This window comes from Pseudomonas sp. FFUP_PS_473 (assembly GCF_002858665.1).
In the GTDB taxonomy this organism is placed as follows: domain Bacteria; phylum Pseudomonadota; class Gammaproteobacteria; order Pseudomonadales; family Pseudomonadaceae; genus Aquipseudomonas; species Aquipseudomonas defluvii.
The window spans coordinates 21,388-36,810 of sequence record NZ_PJQQ01000017.1; the positions used below are offsets into that span (position 1 = coordinate 21,388).

General features: G+C 59.6%; 15 protein-coding genes and 1 pseudogene. 5 read left to right on the forward strand and 11 right to left on the reverse strand.

Annotated elements, in window-relative coordinates; translation table 11 throughout:
• Positions 1–253 precede the first annotated feature (253 nt).
• The 5 genes from purT to CYD26_RS13530 all read right to left on the reverse strand — a co-directional run bounded on the left by purT (position 254) and on the right by CYD26_RS13530 (position 3,118).
• On the reverse strand, positions 254–1,126 hold the full coding sequence (gene purT / locus CYD26_RS13510; protein WP_256588022.1) for a formate-dependent phosphoribosylglycinamide formyltransferase: 873 nt from the start codon (positions 1,124–1,126) through the stop codon (positions 254–256).
• A 95-nt stretch (positions 1,127–1,221) separates the two neighbouring features.
• Entirely contained in the window at positions 1,222–1,689 is a 468-nt protein-coding gene (locus tag CYD26_RS13515; RefSeq protein ID WP_065759969.1) for a VUT family protein, read from the reverse strand.
• 52 nt (positions 1,690–1,741) lie between these two features.
• Positions 1,742–1,954, reverse strand: coding sequence for a DUF1289 domain-containing protein (locus CYD26_RS13520; RefSeq protein WP_102052822.1), 213 nt, complete (start codon positions 1,952–1,954; stop codon positions 1,742–1,744).
• On the reverse strand, positions 1,954–2,478 hold the full coding sequence (locus tag CYD26_RS13525; protein ID WP_065759971.1) for a gamma carbonic anhydrase family protein: 525 nt from the start codon (positions 2,476–2,478) through the stop codon (positions 1,954–1,956). The genes CYD26_RS13520 and CYD26_RS13525 overlap by 1 nt, the downstream gene beginning before the upstream one ends.
• Before the next feature lie 40 nt (positions 2,479–2,518).
• The gene (locus CYD26_RS13530; protein WP_102052823.1) at positions 2,519–3,118 is read right to left on the reverse strand and encodes a CoA pyrophosphatase; all 600 of its coding nucleotides are present in this window, start codon (positions 3,116–3,118) and stop codon (positions 2,519–2,521) included.
• A 134-nt stretch (positions 3,119–3,252) separates the two neighbouring features.
• Here CYD26_RS13530 and CYD26_RS13535 point away from each other — a divergent pair, with 134 nt between their 5' ends.
• Positions 3,253–3,807: an NUDIX hydrolase gene (locus tag CYD26_RS13535; RefSeq protein ID WP_102052824.1), complete on the forward strand. Its 555-nt coding sequence runs from the start codon at positions 3,253–3,255 to the stop codon at positions 3,805–3,807.
• Between the two features lie 29 nt (positions 3,808–3,836).
• Positions 3,837–4,358 carry a murein L,D-transpeptidase family protein gene (locus tag CYD26_RS13540; protein WP_102052825.1) on the forward strand — a complete coding sequence of 174 codons (522 nt, stop codon included), beginning with the start codon at positions 3,837–3,839 and terminating at the stop codon, positions 4,356–4,358.
• A 76-nt stretch (positions 4,359–4,434) separates the two neighbouring features.
• Here CYD26_RS13540 and CYD26_RS13545 read toward each other — a convergent pair whose 3' ends face one another.
• Together CYD26_RS13545 and purL are read right to left on the reverse strand one after the other, a co-directional pair.
• On the reverse strand, positions 4,435–4,746 hold the full coding sequence (locus tag CYD26_RS13545; RefSeq protein WP_099773673.1) for a YqfO family protein: 312 nt from the start codon (positions 4,744–4,746) through the stop codon (positions 4,435–4,437).
• A gap of 5 nt (positions 4,747–4,751) precedes the next feature.
• The gene (purL, locus tag CYD26_RS13550; RefSeq protein WP_102052826.1) at positions 4,752–8,651 is read right to left on the reverse strand and encodes a phosphoribosylformylglycinamidine synthase; all 3,900 of its coding nucleotides are present in this window, start codon (positions 8,649–8,651) and stop codon (positions 4,752–4,754) included.
• Between the two features lie 260 nt (positions 8,652–8,911).
• Between purL and mltF the strand changes: the two genes are divergently transcribed.
• Positions 8,912–10,372 carry a membrane-bound lytic murein transglycosylase MltF gene (gene mltF, locus CYD26_RS13555; RefSeq protein WP_102052827.1) on the forward strand — a complete coding sequence of 487 codons (1,461 nt, stop codon included), beginning with the start codon at positions 8,912–8,914 and terminating at the stop codon, positions 10,370–10,372.
• A 43-nt stretch (positions 10,373–10,415) separates the two neighbouring features.
• Here mltF and tadA read toward each other — a convergent pair whose 3' ends face one another.
• Together tadA and CYD26_RS13565 are read right to left on the reverse strand one after the other, a co-directional pair.
• Positions 10,416–10,898: a tRNA adenosine(34) deaminase TadA gene (gene tadA, locus CYD26_RS13560; protein WP_099776550.1), complete on the reverse strand. Its 483-nt coding sequence runs from the start codon at positions 10,896–10,898 to the stop codon at positions 10,416–10,418.
• Positions 10,898–12,271 (reverse strand): multicopper oxidase family protein, encoded by a 1,374-nt coding sequence (locus CYD26_RS13565; protein ID WP_102052858.1) that lies wholly within the window; start codon positions 12,269–12,271, stop codon positions 10,898–10,900. The genes tadA and CYD26_RS13565 overlap by 1 nt, the downstream gene beginning before the upstream one ends.
• A gap of 213 nt (positions 12,272–12,484) precedes the next feature.
• Between CYD26_RS13565 and CYD26_RS13570 the strand changes: the two genes are divergently transcribed.
• Positions 12,485–12,856 (forward strand): PH domain-containing protein, encoded by a 372-nt coding sequence (locus CYD26_RS13570; RefSeq protein ID WP_099773671.1) that lies wholly within the window; start codon positions 12,485–12,487, stop codon positions 12,854–12,856.
• Between the two features lie 217 nt (positions 12,857–13,073).
• Here CYD26_RS13570 and CYD26_RS13575 read toward each other — a convergent pair whose 3' ends face one another.
• A complete protein-coding gene (locus CYD26_RS13575) occupies positions 13,074–13,475 on the reverse strand; it encodes a Rid family hydrolase (protein ID WP_102052828.1) in 402 nt (133 codons plus the stop codon).
• Between the two features lie 148 nt (positions 13,476–13,623).
• On the opposite strand from CYD26_RS13575, the pseudogene CYD26_RS13580 reads away from it, so the two are divergent.
• Positions 13,624–13,770, forward strand: a pseudogene (locus CYD26_RS13580) (PH domain-containing protein); the annotation flags it as partial.
• Between the two features lie 57 nt (positions 13,771–13,827).
• Here the strand turns inward: CYD26_RS13580 and guaA are convergent.
• Positions 13,828–15,405, reverse strand: a complete 1,578-nt coding sequence (gene guaA, locus CYD26_RS13585; protein ID WP_065761731.1) for a glutamine-hydrolyzing GMP synthase — start codon at positions 15,403–15,405, stop codon at positions 13,828–13,830.
• Between the last annotated feature and the right edge of the window lie 18 nt (positions 15,406–15,423).

Consider the following 15,423-nt stretch of genomic DNA (forward strand, 5'->3'; position numbering starts at 1 on the left):
CGCGCTAACGGCGAACCTTCAAGGTTCCGAGCACAAAAGGCATACTTTTGTAGAAGCCTGTCGCGGCCAGCACCATGACAACGCTTACCTCTCAAAGTCGAACCCTAACGATGTCCCGCCAGCCAGGCATAGCTGAGCGCAACTTTCCGACCCGATCAAGGCCTTGATGACTATCAGAACTTAGCGATGACTGAGACGTACCCCAGTCGGTTTACGGCTCTCGTCAAACCCTAAATGTCCACACTATGAATCATCACCGTACCATGTCCATACCAGCAACCTCACCCGTATCGCTGAACCACACCTGATCGCCTTTGACGAACAGTTCGACACCGAACAGACCACGCCCGCCCAGGGCCTCAGTAACGGCCTTGGCCACGCGCTCGGACTCAGCCAGCGCTACCGGACTCATGGCCTGCGGCTGCCAGGACTCCTGATAATCGCCCTTTTCCTGACGATGGCCGACAGGTGCGCAGAACGTCGTACCGCCAATGTGTCGCACGGTCAGCAAGGTGATTTCGTAGTCGAAGTCAATGAAGCCCTCGATAATCACCCGCCCCTTGCCGGCACGACCGCCCTCTTGAGCGTAGTCCCAGGCCTTCTGCAGGTCATCGGCGCTCTTGAGCAGGCTTTGACCCTTGCCCGAAGAGCTCATCACCGGCTTGACCACGCACGGGAAGCCCAGGTCTTCAACAGCCTTGCGATAGTCTTCGAAGGTGTCGGCAAAATGATACGGCGAGGTTGGCAGATCGAGCTCTTCAGCGGCCAGACGACGGATGCCTTCACGGTTCATGGTCAATTGCGCAGCACGGGCTGTCGGCACCACGGTAAAGCCTTCAGCTTCAAGCTCGACCAGGGTCGCGGTGGCAATGGCTTCAATTTCCGGAACGATGTAGTGCGGCTTCTCGGCCTCGATCACAGCGCGCAGGGCAACACCATCGAGCATGTTGATCACATGACTACGGTGCGCCACCTGCATGGCCGGCGCATCGGCGTAACGGTCCACGGCAATCACTTCAACACCCAGGCGTTGCAGCTCGATTACCACTTCCTTGCCCAGCTCGCCGCAGCCACACAGCAGTACGCGGGTCGCGGTCGGCGACAATGGGGTTCCGATACGGGTCATCTCAGGTCCTCAAAAGGAAGGAGTCCAGGGCCGCCCCGCGCTCGGTGCAACCCGGTAATAGGGGGCACATTTTACATGAACCGGTCATCTAAGCCTCAGCTGGCGTAAGCGTTTTTCCGCGCGCGCCAGGCCATCGCCAGCCAGACCACCGTCACACCGGCAAATTTGGAGCCCAATGCAGTACCGACTACCGCAGGCGTCAGCGCACCGATCATGCCGAAGAAGATAAAGGTATCCAGCGGAATGCTCAGCGCCGAGCTGAGCCAGAGGCGGTCATGCAAGGGCCGCTTGGTGATACTGAAGACCAGCCAGTCGATGCACTCGGAGACCGCAAAAGCCGTGGCGCTGGCCAGGGCGATGGCCGGTTCGGAGGTCAGGTAGGACAGTACCAGGGCTGCCAGCATGGCGATCAGAGCGCCATGCCCAAAGCGGGTTTGCACCATATCGCGCAGGATAAACACCAGACCACCCCAGGCAGACCAGATGATGTCCAGGTGCGGGGCGCTGGAAAAGGCGTAGTTGATCAGCACGACACTGCTGATGTAAGCGATCAGAAAGAACATAGGGGCAACCGAAGGGCAAGCCGCACAGAATACTTGACCGCCCCGGTAAGGCTCAAGCCGATGGCTGGGCCGTCGGCAGTATCAAACCCGCAGCCAGCGCGCGCTCGTGGCACAACAGCAGCACCTTACGCCGCTCACTGTTGTCCATGCGCCCCCAGCGCGTGATTTCACTGGCGGTACGCTGACAACCGGTACAGATATCCTGCTCGTCCAGTGCGCACACGTTGACACAAGGTGACGCCACCGGGCGCTCCGGGCTGACCATCATGCCTCCTGCTCAGCCAGATCACGGGCATAACGCTGTGCGTTGTGAACGTAGTGGGCCGCACTGGCTTCAAGCATTTTCATCTGCGCTTCTGTCAGTTCGCGCACGACCTTGCCCGGCGAGCCCATGACCAAGGAGCCATCGGGGATCTCCTTGCCTTCGGGAATCAGTGCATTGGCGCCGATAATACAGTGCTTGCCGATACGCACGCCGTTGAGGATTACTGCGTTGATGCCGATCAGGCTGTAGTCACCCACCGTGCAGCCATGGAGCATGGCATTGTGACCAATCGTCACGCCCTTGCCGATGGTCAGCGGCGAACCCATGTCGGTGTGCATCACCGTACCGTCCTGAACGTTGCTGTTCTCGCCAATGTCGATCAGCTCGTTGTCACCACGCAGTACCGCACCGAACCAGACACTGGCGCCCGCCTGCAGGCGCACCTTGCCAATCAGCGTGGCGGTGGGCGCAGCCCAGCTCTGCGGATGAGCTTCGACCCGCAGGTCGCCCAGACGGTATTTCATGCGTGGTTCCTCACGATTGGATCATGGCGGTTGAGCCCGCTCAGATTGGAATGAAACGCTCTGGCGGCTTGTGCAAACTGATGCCGGCATCGTAAACCAGATTGACCAGCTCGACGATCATGATCGCCGACAACCCCCAGATCTTGTATTCGCCGAATCGGTAGCTGGGCACATACCAACTGCGCCCCTGATAGTCGATGCGGTGCGTATGGTCGCGCGGGTCCTGACGAAAGAACGCCAGCGGCACAGTAAACACCGCGGCAATTTCGGCATCGTTGGCGCGGTACTCGACATAGTCGGGAATCACCCCGACAAAGGGCGTGACACGCAAGCCGTGCAGGGAAATCAGTGGGCTTAACGGGCCGATGACCTCCACCAGACCCGGCGGCAGGCCAATCTCCTCCTCGGCCTCGCGCAAGGCGGTGAAGATCAGGTCGGGGTCTTCCGGGTCGCGTCGACCACCCGGGAAGGCTACTTCACCACCATGGGTGGAAAGCCCCTTGGCGCGCAAGGTGAGCACCAGCTCAGGCTCGTCGCTGCGCGTGATGGGCAATAACACGGCGGCCTCGGGAAAACGTCGATCCGTCTCCAGGGTACTCGGTGTATGACTACTCACTCGGCGAAGTAACTCGTCCAGCATGGTCTCTCTCAACTCAAGGACTCTCCTCATCATGCACCAAATGCACCGCCCTGCCCAACCCCCTGCGGCAAACCCGCTTGCGGGCCTGCCGACGCTGGCGCGAAGATAGGCCTAACCATCAGGATAATCCGATCATGAATTTCTGCAGCGCCTGCGGCAAACCGGTCATTCAGTGCATCCCCGAAGGCGACAGCCGCCTGCGCTATGTGTGCGAGCATTGCCAGACCGTTCATTACCAGAACCCGAACATCGTCGCCGGCGTTCTGCCAATCTGGGGCAGCCAGATACTGCTGTGCCGCCGCGCCATCGAACCTCGACGCGGGTACTGGACGCTGCCTGCTGGCTTCATGGAGAACGGTGAGACCATCGAACAGGCCGCTCGCCGCGAGACCATCGAAGAGGCCTGCGCGCGACTTGGCCCAATGAGCCTGTACCAACTGTTCGACCTGCCGCATATCAACCAGGTACACGTGTTCTTCCGCGCCGAACTGAGCGATCTGGATTTCGCCATTGGCGAGGAAAGCCTGGAAGTACGGCTGTTTGAAAAAAGCGAAATACCTTGGGATGAGCTGGCTTTCCGCACCATCAGTCGTACCCTAGAATGCTATTATCGTGACCTCGTCGAGCAGCGCTTCCCGGTCGGTAACGAATGCCTACCCCCCCTGTTCGGCCCGTCATTCACAACTTAGATCTGGCTACTTATCAGGGATATTGTTTCATGCGTTGGTTGCTTGCCCTCTTCTGCCTCACAGTGGCCTCGGTATCTCAGGCGGCCTTCACCGAAACCATCGTGACCAAGCCGGTCTCACAGCAACGCACAGTCGACAAAGTGCTGGTCATCAAATCAGCCCGTCAACTGCAACTGATCAGCGCTGGAGAACCATTCAAGAGCTACCGCATCTCCCTGGGCAAGCAGCCCAACGGCCCGAAACAGCGCGAAGGTGACAAACGCACCCCGGAAGGCCTGTACTGGCTTGACTGGCGCAAGGTTAGCGATCGCTACAACCTGGCCATGCATGTCTCCTACCCGAACGTCAGCGATGCCGCCCGAGCGCGCCGCGAAGGTGTCGAGCCTGGCGGCATGATCATGATCCACGGCACCCCCCTCAATGACGAGTACCCGGAGTGGTACTTCCATACCCTGGACTGGACCGAAGGCTGCATCGCCATGAAGAACGCTGACATGCGCGAAGTCTGGAGCCTGGTCAAGGACGGCACCATGATCGAGATCCGCCCCTGAGGCAGCAAGAACAGTAAACTGAACCCATAAAAAAACGCCGCGATCGGTATCGATCGCGGCGTTTTTATTGAACCCCTCAAAAGTTGGCGAGCTGCCAGACTTCATAGGCCGGGGTTTCATACGGATGGCTCTGTTTCAGAGCGGTGACGACCGATTCAATCAACGCGTCGGCCACCACCAACTCCACCCGCCACTCTTCCACCTGCTCAACCACACCCGCCTGCCCAATGAACGGCTGGCTGCCGTCCAATGGGCGAAACTGGCCCTGGCCAAGTACCTGCCAGGCGCAGCAGTCATAGTCACCGATTCGGCCGCCACCGGCGGCGAATACGGCAGCCTTGACCACCTCTAGATGGCTAGGCGGTACGAAGAAGGCGAGCTTGTACATCCGGCTTAGTTCACCCACACGCGCGCGTTACGGAACATCCGCATCCACGCACCGTCTTCGCTCCACTCGTCCGGCTTCCAGGAGTTCTGTACGGCACGGAAGACCCGCTCAGGGTGCGGCATCATGATGGTGACGCGACCGTCGCGACTGGTCAGGCCAGTGATACCGCGCGGCGAACCGTTAGGGTTGGCCGGGTAAGCTTCGGTGACCTTGCCATGGTTGTCGACAAAACGCAGCGCCACGCAGCCGGACAGGTCTGCCTCAAGCAGCGCCTCAGGGCTCTGGAACTCGGCATGACCTTCACCGTGAGCGATGGCGATCGGCATACGCGAACCGGCCATGCCCTGCAGGAAGATCGAGTTCGACTCCTGAACCTGAACCATGGCCACACGGGCCTCGAACTGCTCGGAACGGTTACGCACGAAGTGCGGCCAGAGCTCGCTGCCCGGAATCAGCTCATGCAGGTTGGAGAGCATCTGGCAACCGTTGCAGACACCCAGGGTGAAGCTGTCGTTACGCTCGAAGAAGCCCTGGAAGGCATCACGCGCACGGCTGTTGAACAGGGCCGACTTGGCCCAGCCTTCACCGGCACCCAGCACGTCACCATAAGAGAAGCCACCACAGGCGACCAGCCCCTTGAAGTCGTTCAGGTCAACGCGACCGGCGAGGATATCGCTCATGTGCACGTCGATGGCATTGAAGCCGGCGCGGTCGAACGCAGCGGCCATTTCTACCTGGCCGTTGACACCCTGCTCACGCAGTACAGCCACTTGCGGGCGAATACCGGTCTTGATGTAAGGCGCCGCGACATCCTGGTTGACGTCAAAGCCCAGCTTGGCGTTCAAGCCTGGGTTGTCTTCTTCCAGCAGGGCATTGAACTCCTGATCGGCACAGTCAGCGTTATCACGCAGACGCTGGATCCGGTAGCTGGTTTCTGCCCAGGTGCGCTGCAACACACTGCGCTCACCGTCGAACAGCACTTCGCCGTTCAGGCTGATCTGCACTTCTGCGCTGTTGATCGGTTGACCGATCACGGCAACACAGTCCTCGCCAAGGCCTGCGGCGCTGAACTGTGCCAGTACCTCTGCCGTAGCGTCCTGACGCACCTGGATGACCGCACCCAACTCTTCGTTGAAAAGAATCGCCGCGACCTTCTCACGCTTGCTGGTCAGGGTGTCGAGCTCCAGGCTCAGGCCACAGTGGCCGGCAAAGGCCATTTCCAGTGCGCTGACCAGCAGACCACCATCGGAACGGTCGTGGTAGGCCAACAGATGACCGTCAGCGTTCAGGCCCTGGATCACAGCGAAGAAGGCTTTCAGGTCTTCGGCATCGTCGACGTCAGGCGCCTGGCTGCCCAGTTTGCCGTGGGTCTGTGCCAGGATCGAGGCACCCATGCGGTTCTGGCCACGGCCGAGGTCGATCAGGATCAGATCGGTCTCGCCCTTGTCCATGCGCAGCTCTGGGGTGAGGGTCTTGCGAATGTCAGTCACGGGCGCAAAACCGGTGACAACCAGCGACAGCGGCGAGGTAACGCTCTTCTCCTCGCCCTCTTCGCTCCAGCGGGTCTTCATGGACATGGAGTCCTTGCCCACCGGAATGGTCAGGCCCAGCTCTGGGCACAGCTCCATACCAACGGCCTTGACGGTGTCATACAGACGCGCATCTTCACCCGGGTGACCTGCGGCGGACATCCAGTTGGCCGACAGTTTGATGTCGGACAGCTTGCCGATCCGCGAGGCAGCCATGTTGGTCAGGGTCTCGCCAATCGCCATGCGACCGGACGCCGGGGCATCGAGCAGGGCCAGCGGGGTACGCTCACCCATGGCCATCGCTTCACCGGTGTAGACATCGAAACTGGTGGCGGTGACAGCGACATCGGCCACGGGCACTTGCCACGGGCCGACCATCTGGTCGCGAGCAACCAGACCCGTGATGGTGCGGTCGCCGATGGTGATCAGGAAGCTCTTGCTGGCCACCGCAGGGTGACGCAATACGCGATCAATGGAGTCATCCAGCGCCAGTGCGCTTGGATCGAAATCATCGCCCAGTTCCGCTTCACGGGTCACCGAACGGTGCATCTTTGGCGGCTTGCCCAGCAGCACGTCCAGTGGCATATCCACCGGATTGTTGCCGAAATGGCTGTCGGTAACGGTCAGATGCGGTTCGGCAATGGCCTCGCCAACCACCGCGAACGGGCAGCGCTCACGCTCACAGATAGCCTTGAAACGCTCGAAATCGGCCGCATCGACCGAGAGCACATAACGCTCTTGGGATTCGTTGCTCCAGATTTCCAGCGGCGCCATGCCTGGCTCGTCGTTCGGCACGTTGCGCAGTTCGAAACGACCGCCGCGACCGGCGTCGTTAACCAACTCAGGGAAAGCGTTGGACAGGCCGCCCGCACCGACGTCGTGAATGAACTTGATCGGGTTGTTGTCGCCCAGCTGCCAGCAGCGGTCGATCACTTCCTGGCAACGACGCTCCATTTCAGGGTTTTCCCGCTGAACGGAAGCGAAGTCCAGGTCAGCCGAGCTGGAACCGGTCGCCATCGACGAGGCGGCACCGCCGCCCAGGCCGATCAGCATGGCCGGGCCACCCAGCACGATCAGTTTGCCGCCGACGCTGATTTCGCCCTTCTGCACGTGATCTTCACGGATGTTGCCCATACCACCGGCCAGCATGATCGGCTTGTGGTAGCCACGGACTTCATCACCGTGCGGGGTCGTGATCGACTGCTCGAAGGTACGGAAGTAGCCGGTCAGGGCTGGACGACCGAATTCGTTGTTGAACGCCGCACCACCCAGTGGGCCTTCAATCATGATGTCCAGCGCGTTGACGATACGCTCAGGCTTGCCGTAAGGCTTTTCCCAAGGCTGTTCGAAACCGGGGATGCGCAGGTTGGAAACGGTGAAACCGGTCAGGCCCGCTTTCGGCTTGGCACCACGGCCGGTAGCGCCTTCGTCACGAATCTCGCCACCGGAGCCGGTAGAAGCACCCGGGAACGGCGCAATAGCGGTCGGGTGGTTGTGGGTCTCGACCTTCATCAGGATGTGGACCGGCTCCTGCACCGCGCCGTACTGGCGAGTTTCAGGGTTCGGGAAGAAACGACCGGCCACGGAACCTACGATCACCGAGGCGTTGTCCTTGTAAGCAGACAACACGCCTTCGCTGTGCAGTTGGTAGGTGTTCTTGATCATGCCGAACAGGCTTTTTTCCTGGCTTTCGCCATCGATATCCCAGCTGGCATTGAAGATCTTGTGCCGGCAATGCTCGGAGTTGGCCTGGGCGAACATCATCAGCTCGATGTCGTGCGGATTGCGCTTCAAGCCCAGGAAGGCATTGACCAGGTAATCGATCTCATCGTCAGCCAGGGCCAGGCCCAACTCGACGTTGGCCTTTTCCAGTGCGGCGCGGCCACCGGCCAGCACATCGACCGCCGTCAACGGCTTGGGTTGTGCGTGACTGAACAGACCCGCGGCATCTTCCAGCTTGCTCAGCACCAGCTGAGTCATGCGGTCGTGCAGCACGTCGGCAACAGCAACGACATCAGCCTCGCTCAGCTCACCGCTGACATAGAAGGCGATACCCCGCTCCAGGCGCTGGATATTAGTCAGGCCACAGTTGTGGGCGATGTCGCTGGCCTTGCTCGACCAGGGCGAAATGGTGCCGAAACGTGGCACTACCAGAAACAGGCGGCCAGTGGGCTCCTGGACCGGTACGCTAGGGCCGTACTTGAGCAGACGTGCAAGCACCTGCTGTTGGTCGGCGGTCAGATCACCGTCAACCTCGGCGAAATGAGCGAATTCAGCATACAAACCACTAACAGCGGGGACTTTCTGGCTCAGTTGCTCGATTAACTTACCGTGGCGAAAGGCAGAAAGGGCAGGAGCGCCGCGCAGGATCAACATCGTCGGGACAGCCTCAGGAAGGGGGTGTGCTTAGAGGCCGTGCATTGTAGCCTAAACCGGCGCGTCAGGCACTCGAAACGCTGCATCCACCCCTGCCCGAATATCGGTATCTGCTGACGGCCTACAACAGCGCCACCTCTTAAATTGAAAAAGACGGTAAAAACCCTACGTTTTGCGCGTACATTTTTGCCCATCGCTAACAGACAAGCCACCCATTGTCGAGATATGGCTGGGCCTGACCTTTGCGTATACTGCACGTTATGTTTGCCCAGACTGCTTTGCGCCAGCGTTGCGCCAAATGGCTCATCGCAACCGGACTCTTACTGCTGCTCGGTGCCTGCGTTGAAAAACCCAGCACACTCGAGCGAGTCAAAGAGGATGGCGTGCTGCGCGTGGTTACCCGCAACAGCCCGGCCACCTACTTCCAGGACCGCAACGGCGAAACCGGCTTCGAGTACGAACTGGTCAAGCGCTTTGCCGACGATCTGGGGGTAGAGCTGAAGATCGAAACCGCCGACAACCTTGATGACCTGTTCGGACAACTGGGCAAGCCACAAGGCCCGGTACTGGCGGCCGCCGGCCTGGTCAGCAGCGAGCAGCGCAAACAACAGGTGCGCTTTTCCCACCCCTACCTGGAAGTCACGCCCCAGATCATTTATCGCAACGGCCGCTCACGCCCTACCGACGTCACCGACCTGGTCAGCAAGCGCATCATGGTGCTCAAGGGCAGCTCCCATGCCGAGCAGTTGGCGGAACTGAAGAAACAGTACCCCAAGCTCAGCTACGAAGAGTCCGAGGCGGTCGAAGTGGTCGACCTGCTACGCATGGTCGACGAAGGCCAGATCGACCTGACCCTGGTCGACTCCAACGAATTGGCAATGAATCAGGTGTACTTCCCCAACGTACGGGTAGCGTTTGATCTGGGGGATGCCCGCGACCAGCGCTGGGCCGTCGCCGCTGGCGACGACAACAGCCTGCTCAACGAAATCAACACCTTCCTCGACAAGGCCCAAAAGAACGGCACCCTGCAACGCCTGAAAGACCGTTACTACGGCCATGTCGATGTACTTGGCTACGTCGGCGCGTACACCTTCGCCCAACACCTGCAGCAACGCTTGCCACGCTTCGAGAAGCATTTCCAGGCCACGGCCAAGAAAGAAAAGGTTGATTGGCGCCTGCTGGCGGCCATCGGCTACCAAGAGTCGATGTGGCAGGCAGAGGTCACCTCCAAGACCGGCGTTCGCGGGCTGATGATGCTCACCCAACGCACGGCCCAGGCCATGGGCGTCTCCAATCGACTGGACCCCAAGCAGAGCATCAGCGGTGGCGCCAAGTACTTCATGCACGTCAAGAACGAGCTGGACGACAAGATCGAAGAGCCGGACCGTACCTGGTTCGCACTGGCGGCCTACAACGTGGGCAGCGGCCACCTGGACGACGCACGCAAACTGGCGGCCCGGGAAGGCCTGAACCCGAACAAGTGGCTGGATGTAAAGAAAATGCTGCCACGCCTGTCGCAAAAGCAGTGGTACAGCAAAACCCGGTATGGCTACGCCCGCGGCGGTGAACCCGTGCACTTCGTGGCCAACATCCGTCGCTACTACGACATCCTGACCTGGGTTACGCAGCCACAGCTTGAGGGCAATCAGGTGGCCGAAGGCACGCTGCATGTGCCGGGGGTCAACAAGACCAAACCACCTGAGCAGCCGTCGTCCCTCTGAGCCCCGCTGTCAGTCATCGCGCACTTTCCAGCGGCATGCCCGCTCAGGATCGCGCACGCCGCGCCTTGAAGAACTCAGTGAGAATACTGCCGCATTCTTCGGCCAATACCCCGCCTTCAAACAGCACGCGGTGATTGAGAAAACCCTGGGTAAAAAACTGCCCCTGGCTCTGCACCACCCCGGCTTTAGGCTCCAGCGCCCCGTACACCACACGGGCAATACGCGAATGGACGATCAGCCCTGCGCACATGCTGCACGGCTCCAGCGTCACGTAGAGGGTGCTGCCCGGCAAGCGGTAGTTACTGGCAGCCTGCGCGGCCGCACGAATGGCGACCATCTCGGCATGCGCGCTGGGATCACTGCCACTGATCGGGCAATTGAACCCCCGACCAATGACCTCACCATGCTGCACCAACACCGCACCCACCGGCACTTCACCCAAGGCCGCGCCTTGGGCTGCAAGGTCAAGGGCCATCTGCATGAAAACCTGATCGCGACTGCGATCAATGATCTGGGGCTGGCGCATCATGCCACCTCGATTGCAGCCATCAGGCCGGTTTCCATGTGATCGATGACATGACAGTGGAACATCCAGGTTCCCGGGTTATCGGCTACCAAGGCGACCTGGGCGCGTTCGTTCTTGCCCAACAGGTAGGTGTCGGTGAAGTACGGCTCGATTTTGCGTCGGTTCGACCCAATCACCTTGAAGGACATGCCATGCAGGTGAACAGGGTGCTGATACTGGGTCATGTTCTTCAGCTCGAAGATGTAGCTCTTGCCCTTCTTCAGCGTAGCAATCGGGCGATCAGAGCAGGTCTTATCCGTGATGTCCCAGGCAACACCATTGATCTGCCACAGGCTCGGCGGTCGATTCTCGGTATTCACCGACACCGAACCTGCCCACTCAAAATTGAAGTGGAGCTTCTCGGCATTGGCCAGATCCGGCTCGGCCACCGGGTTGGCCGGCAGCGCTGGCGGCCAGTCACTCGGCGTGTCATTGCTGGCGACCGAGCGCAAGGTACCCAAGCGTACCGGGCCATCGCGCAGGGAGATTTCCTCACCCGCCGGCGGCACCTTGATCGCCAGACAAATACGCATACCCGGGCCCAACCAGTAGTCCTTGCCCAGCGGACGCGGCGTGATCGGGTTGCCATCCAGCGCATAAATACGCGCCTCGGCATTCCCGCGCAGGTTGATCCGGTAGGTCAGGGTGTTGTCCAGGTTGAGCAAGCGCACGCGGACAATCTGCCCAGCCGGCAGATCGACAACAGCATTGGGTTCACCATTGATGGTGAGCAAGCGCCCCGCCGTACCACCCCGGGCAGCTTCACGAGGCACGCTGAAGGCCACAAAGGCCCCTTGCTCGTCCACATGCCAGCTCTTCAGGCTCAGGGTGCGCTCGTACTTGAACCCGGTGGGCTCGCGCTCCTCGACAATCAACGGCCCCACCAGCCCGCGTCCCAGCTCCTCACTACTGCTCACATGCGGGTGATACCAGTAGCTACCGGCATCCGGCACACGGAATTTGTAGTCGAAGTATTCGCCCGGCAATACCGGCAGTTGCGAAACGTAGGGTACGCCATCCATTTCCAGCGGCAGGCGAATGCCATGCCAGTGGATAGTCGTGGGAACCGGCAGGTGATTGATGAAGCGTACACGCAGCCATTCGCCCTGACGTACGCGCAACTCGGTGCCCGGCGCCGAAGGCCCAAACGCCCACGCCGGTGTCTTGTAGCCCGATACCAGCTCCACATCCAGGGGTGCGGCAATCAGCTCGTAGTCATGGCCAGCATTCGGGTCGGTCCTGCCCAGCCAATAGCGCGCAGCGCCACCCGCCCCCAGGCCAACCGCCACCAAGCCAGTAAGGCCACCGAGAATTTGTCGCCGGGTAAAGGACATCGGAGCAAGCACCTCGTACTGCAGACTCAACAGGCTGGCGAACTGTGCCAGCGATGAAGGGCGAATACGATACACCTGCATTTGAGAAAGATTAAGTGAAGACTTTGTCGCACCCGCCTTGTGGCACACACCCCACCTGCACCAGAATCCCCACGACCAGCCCCTGCCATTGAAAAACCTGGACTGTTGCTTACCTCATAGGGATATCCACGCATGATCGACTTCAACAACAAAGGCTTCTTCAAACTCAAGCAAAACGACGAATACGCCGAACGCGTAACCGCCCTGCTGCTAGACGGCGAACACGTCATCGACGCTTACAAATCCATGCGCGACGGCGTGGTGTTCACCAACAAGCGCATCATCGCGGTGAACGTGCAAGGCCTCACCGGCAGCAAAAAGGATTTCACCTCCCTGCCCTACAAAAATATCGTGGCCTACTCGGTTGAAACCTCCGGCACGTTCGACCTGGACTCGGAGCTGGAAATTTACTTTTCGTCGCTGGGCAAAGTGAAGTTCGAGTTCACCGGCAAGACCGCGATCGTCGAAATTTCCAAGCTTATCTCTGCACATATTTTTGCCTGACAGCACTGCGCGAAGCGGGGTGTCAGCGAACATGCGGCGCCTGCATCGTTGGCAAGCCAACTCCCACAGGGGACCGCGCAGAACATGGGCGTTCCCTGTGGGATCCAGGCTTGCCCTGGTACCGGTCAATGGCCTCTCCAGCGTTTCGCCGGGCAACCATTAGAACAAATCGTGTAAACGCCTGCCGCAGGCGTTTACACGCCCGAGCGCGATCACATTATTCAGTAACGGCTTGGGCTTCAATCTCCAGGAGCCAGTCTGGGCTCGCCAACCCCGAGACCAAGATCCACGAGGAGGCTGGCAACTTGTCTCCAAATGAGTCATGCAGTGCTCTTGAGATATCGTTCTGAGAATCTGGATTACTCGCATCAGCTCGTATATAGATTCTGAGAATCGTTACATCACTCAAGCGCGCAGGGACTTCTGCCAACAACCTTTCAATGCATGTTAAGCACTGTATTGCTTGCTCGTACATGCCAACACTGTGCAGAGACTGATCTGCGTTGGCTGCAACTTGCCCCGATAAGAAAATGTGATTGCTTCCTTTTGAAACAACAGCCTGGCTGAATCCGTATTGGGTGCTATCAAATAAAAAACCTGGATTTATCCTCTTATGCATGAAAACACCAACCTGTAAAAATATTGATTCAAGAAGATTGAGTCATGAACACTGAAGCTACCCGTTTTAGCCCCAAGGTACGTCAACGTGAGCGATGCTTCTGTGCTGCCCGGCTTACCGCCGAAGTTTGGCGGAAACCAAGATGCACGGCAGCAAAAAGGATTTCACCTCCCCGCCCTACAAAAATATCATGGCCTACTCGGTTTAAACTTCCGGCACGTTAGACCTGGACTCGGAGTTGGACATTTACTTTTCGTCCCAGGGCAAAGTGAAATTCGAGTTCACCTTGGCTTAAAAAACAAACCCCCGCTAAAAAGCGGGGGTTTGTCAGTAGCCTATGCCGGACCTGGGATCATTCCCACTCGATGGTTGCCGGCGGCTTGCTCGACACGTCGTAGGTCACCCGCGAGATGCCATCGATCTCGTTGATGATGCGACCACTGACAGTTTCCAGCAGCTCGTACGGCAGGTGCGCCCAACGGGCGGTCATGAAGTCGATGGTTTCCACGGCACGCAGGGCCACGACCCAGGCGTAACGACGGCCATCACCTACCACGCCAACGGATTTGACGGGCTGGAACACCACGAACGCCTGGCTGACCTTGTGGTACCAGTCGGCCTTGCGCAGCTCTTCGATGAAGATGTGGTCGGCACGACGCAGCAGGTCGGCGTACTCTTTCTTCACCTCACCGAGGATCCGCACCCCCAGGCCTGGGCCCGGGAACGGGTGACGGTAGACCATGTCGTAAGGCAGGCCCAGTTCCAGACCGATACGGCGGACTTCGTCCTTGAACAGCTCGCGCAGCGGCTCGACCAGCTTGAGGTTCATTTCCTCTGGCAGGCCACCAACGTTGTGGTGCGACTTGATCACGTGAGCCTTGCCGCTCTTGGCACCGGCCGACTCGATCACGTCAGGGTAGATGGTGCCCTGGGCCAGGAACTGGATGTTCTCCAGCTTGCTCGCCTCAGCATCGAACACGTCGATGAAGGTGCGACCGATGATCTTGCGCTTCTTCTCCGGGTCGGCTTCGCCGGCCAGATTGGACAGGAACTGTTCCTCGGCGTTGGCACGGATCACCTTGACGCCCATGTTCTCGGCGAACATGGCCATCACTTGCTCACCTTCGTGCAGACGCAGCAGGCCGTTATCGACGAAGACGCAGGTCAGTTGATCGCCAATGGCACGGTGCAACAGCGCAGCCACCACCGAAGAGTCGACACCGCCAGACAGCCCCAGCAGTACGTTTGCCGAACCCACCTGCTCACGCACCTGGGCAATGGCGTCTTCAACGATGTTCGACGCAGTCCACAGTGCTTCGCAGCCGCAGATGTCGAGGATGAAGCGCGACAGGATGCGACCGCCCTGCTTGGTGTGGGTCACTTCCGGGTGGAACTGCACGCCGTAGTAGCCACGGGTGTCGTCGGCCATACCGGCGATCGGGCAGCTCGGGGTGCTGGCCAGAATGTGGAAGCCGGCTGGAATCTCGGTAACCTTGTCACCGTGGCTCATCCAGACATCGAGGCCGAATACGCCATCGTCGTCTACATGGTCTTCGATGCCGTCCAGCACGCGGCTCTTGCCGACGACATCGACACGGGCGTAACCAAATTCGCGCAGGTCGGAACCTTCAACCTTGCCGCCCAATTGCTCGGCCATGGTCTGCATGCCGTAGCAGATGCCGAACACAGGTACGCCCAGGTCCCAAACGGCTTGCGGTGCACGTGGGCTGTTGGCTTCGTGGACCGACTCGGGGCCGCCTGCGAGGATGATGCCGCGCGGGGCGAATTCGCGAATCGCTTCATCGTCCATGTCGAACGGATGCAGTTCGCAGTACACACCGATTTCGCGAACGCGACGAGCGATCAGTTGGGTGTACTGGGAACCGAAATCGAGGATCAGGATGCGGTGAGCGTGAATGTCGAGGGCCATGACTCAATCTCGTCAGTG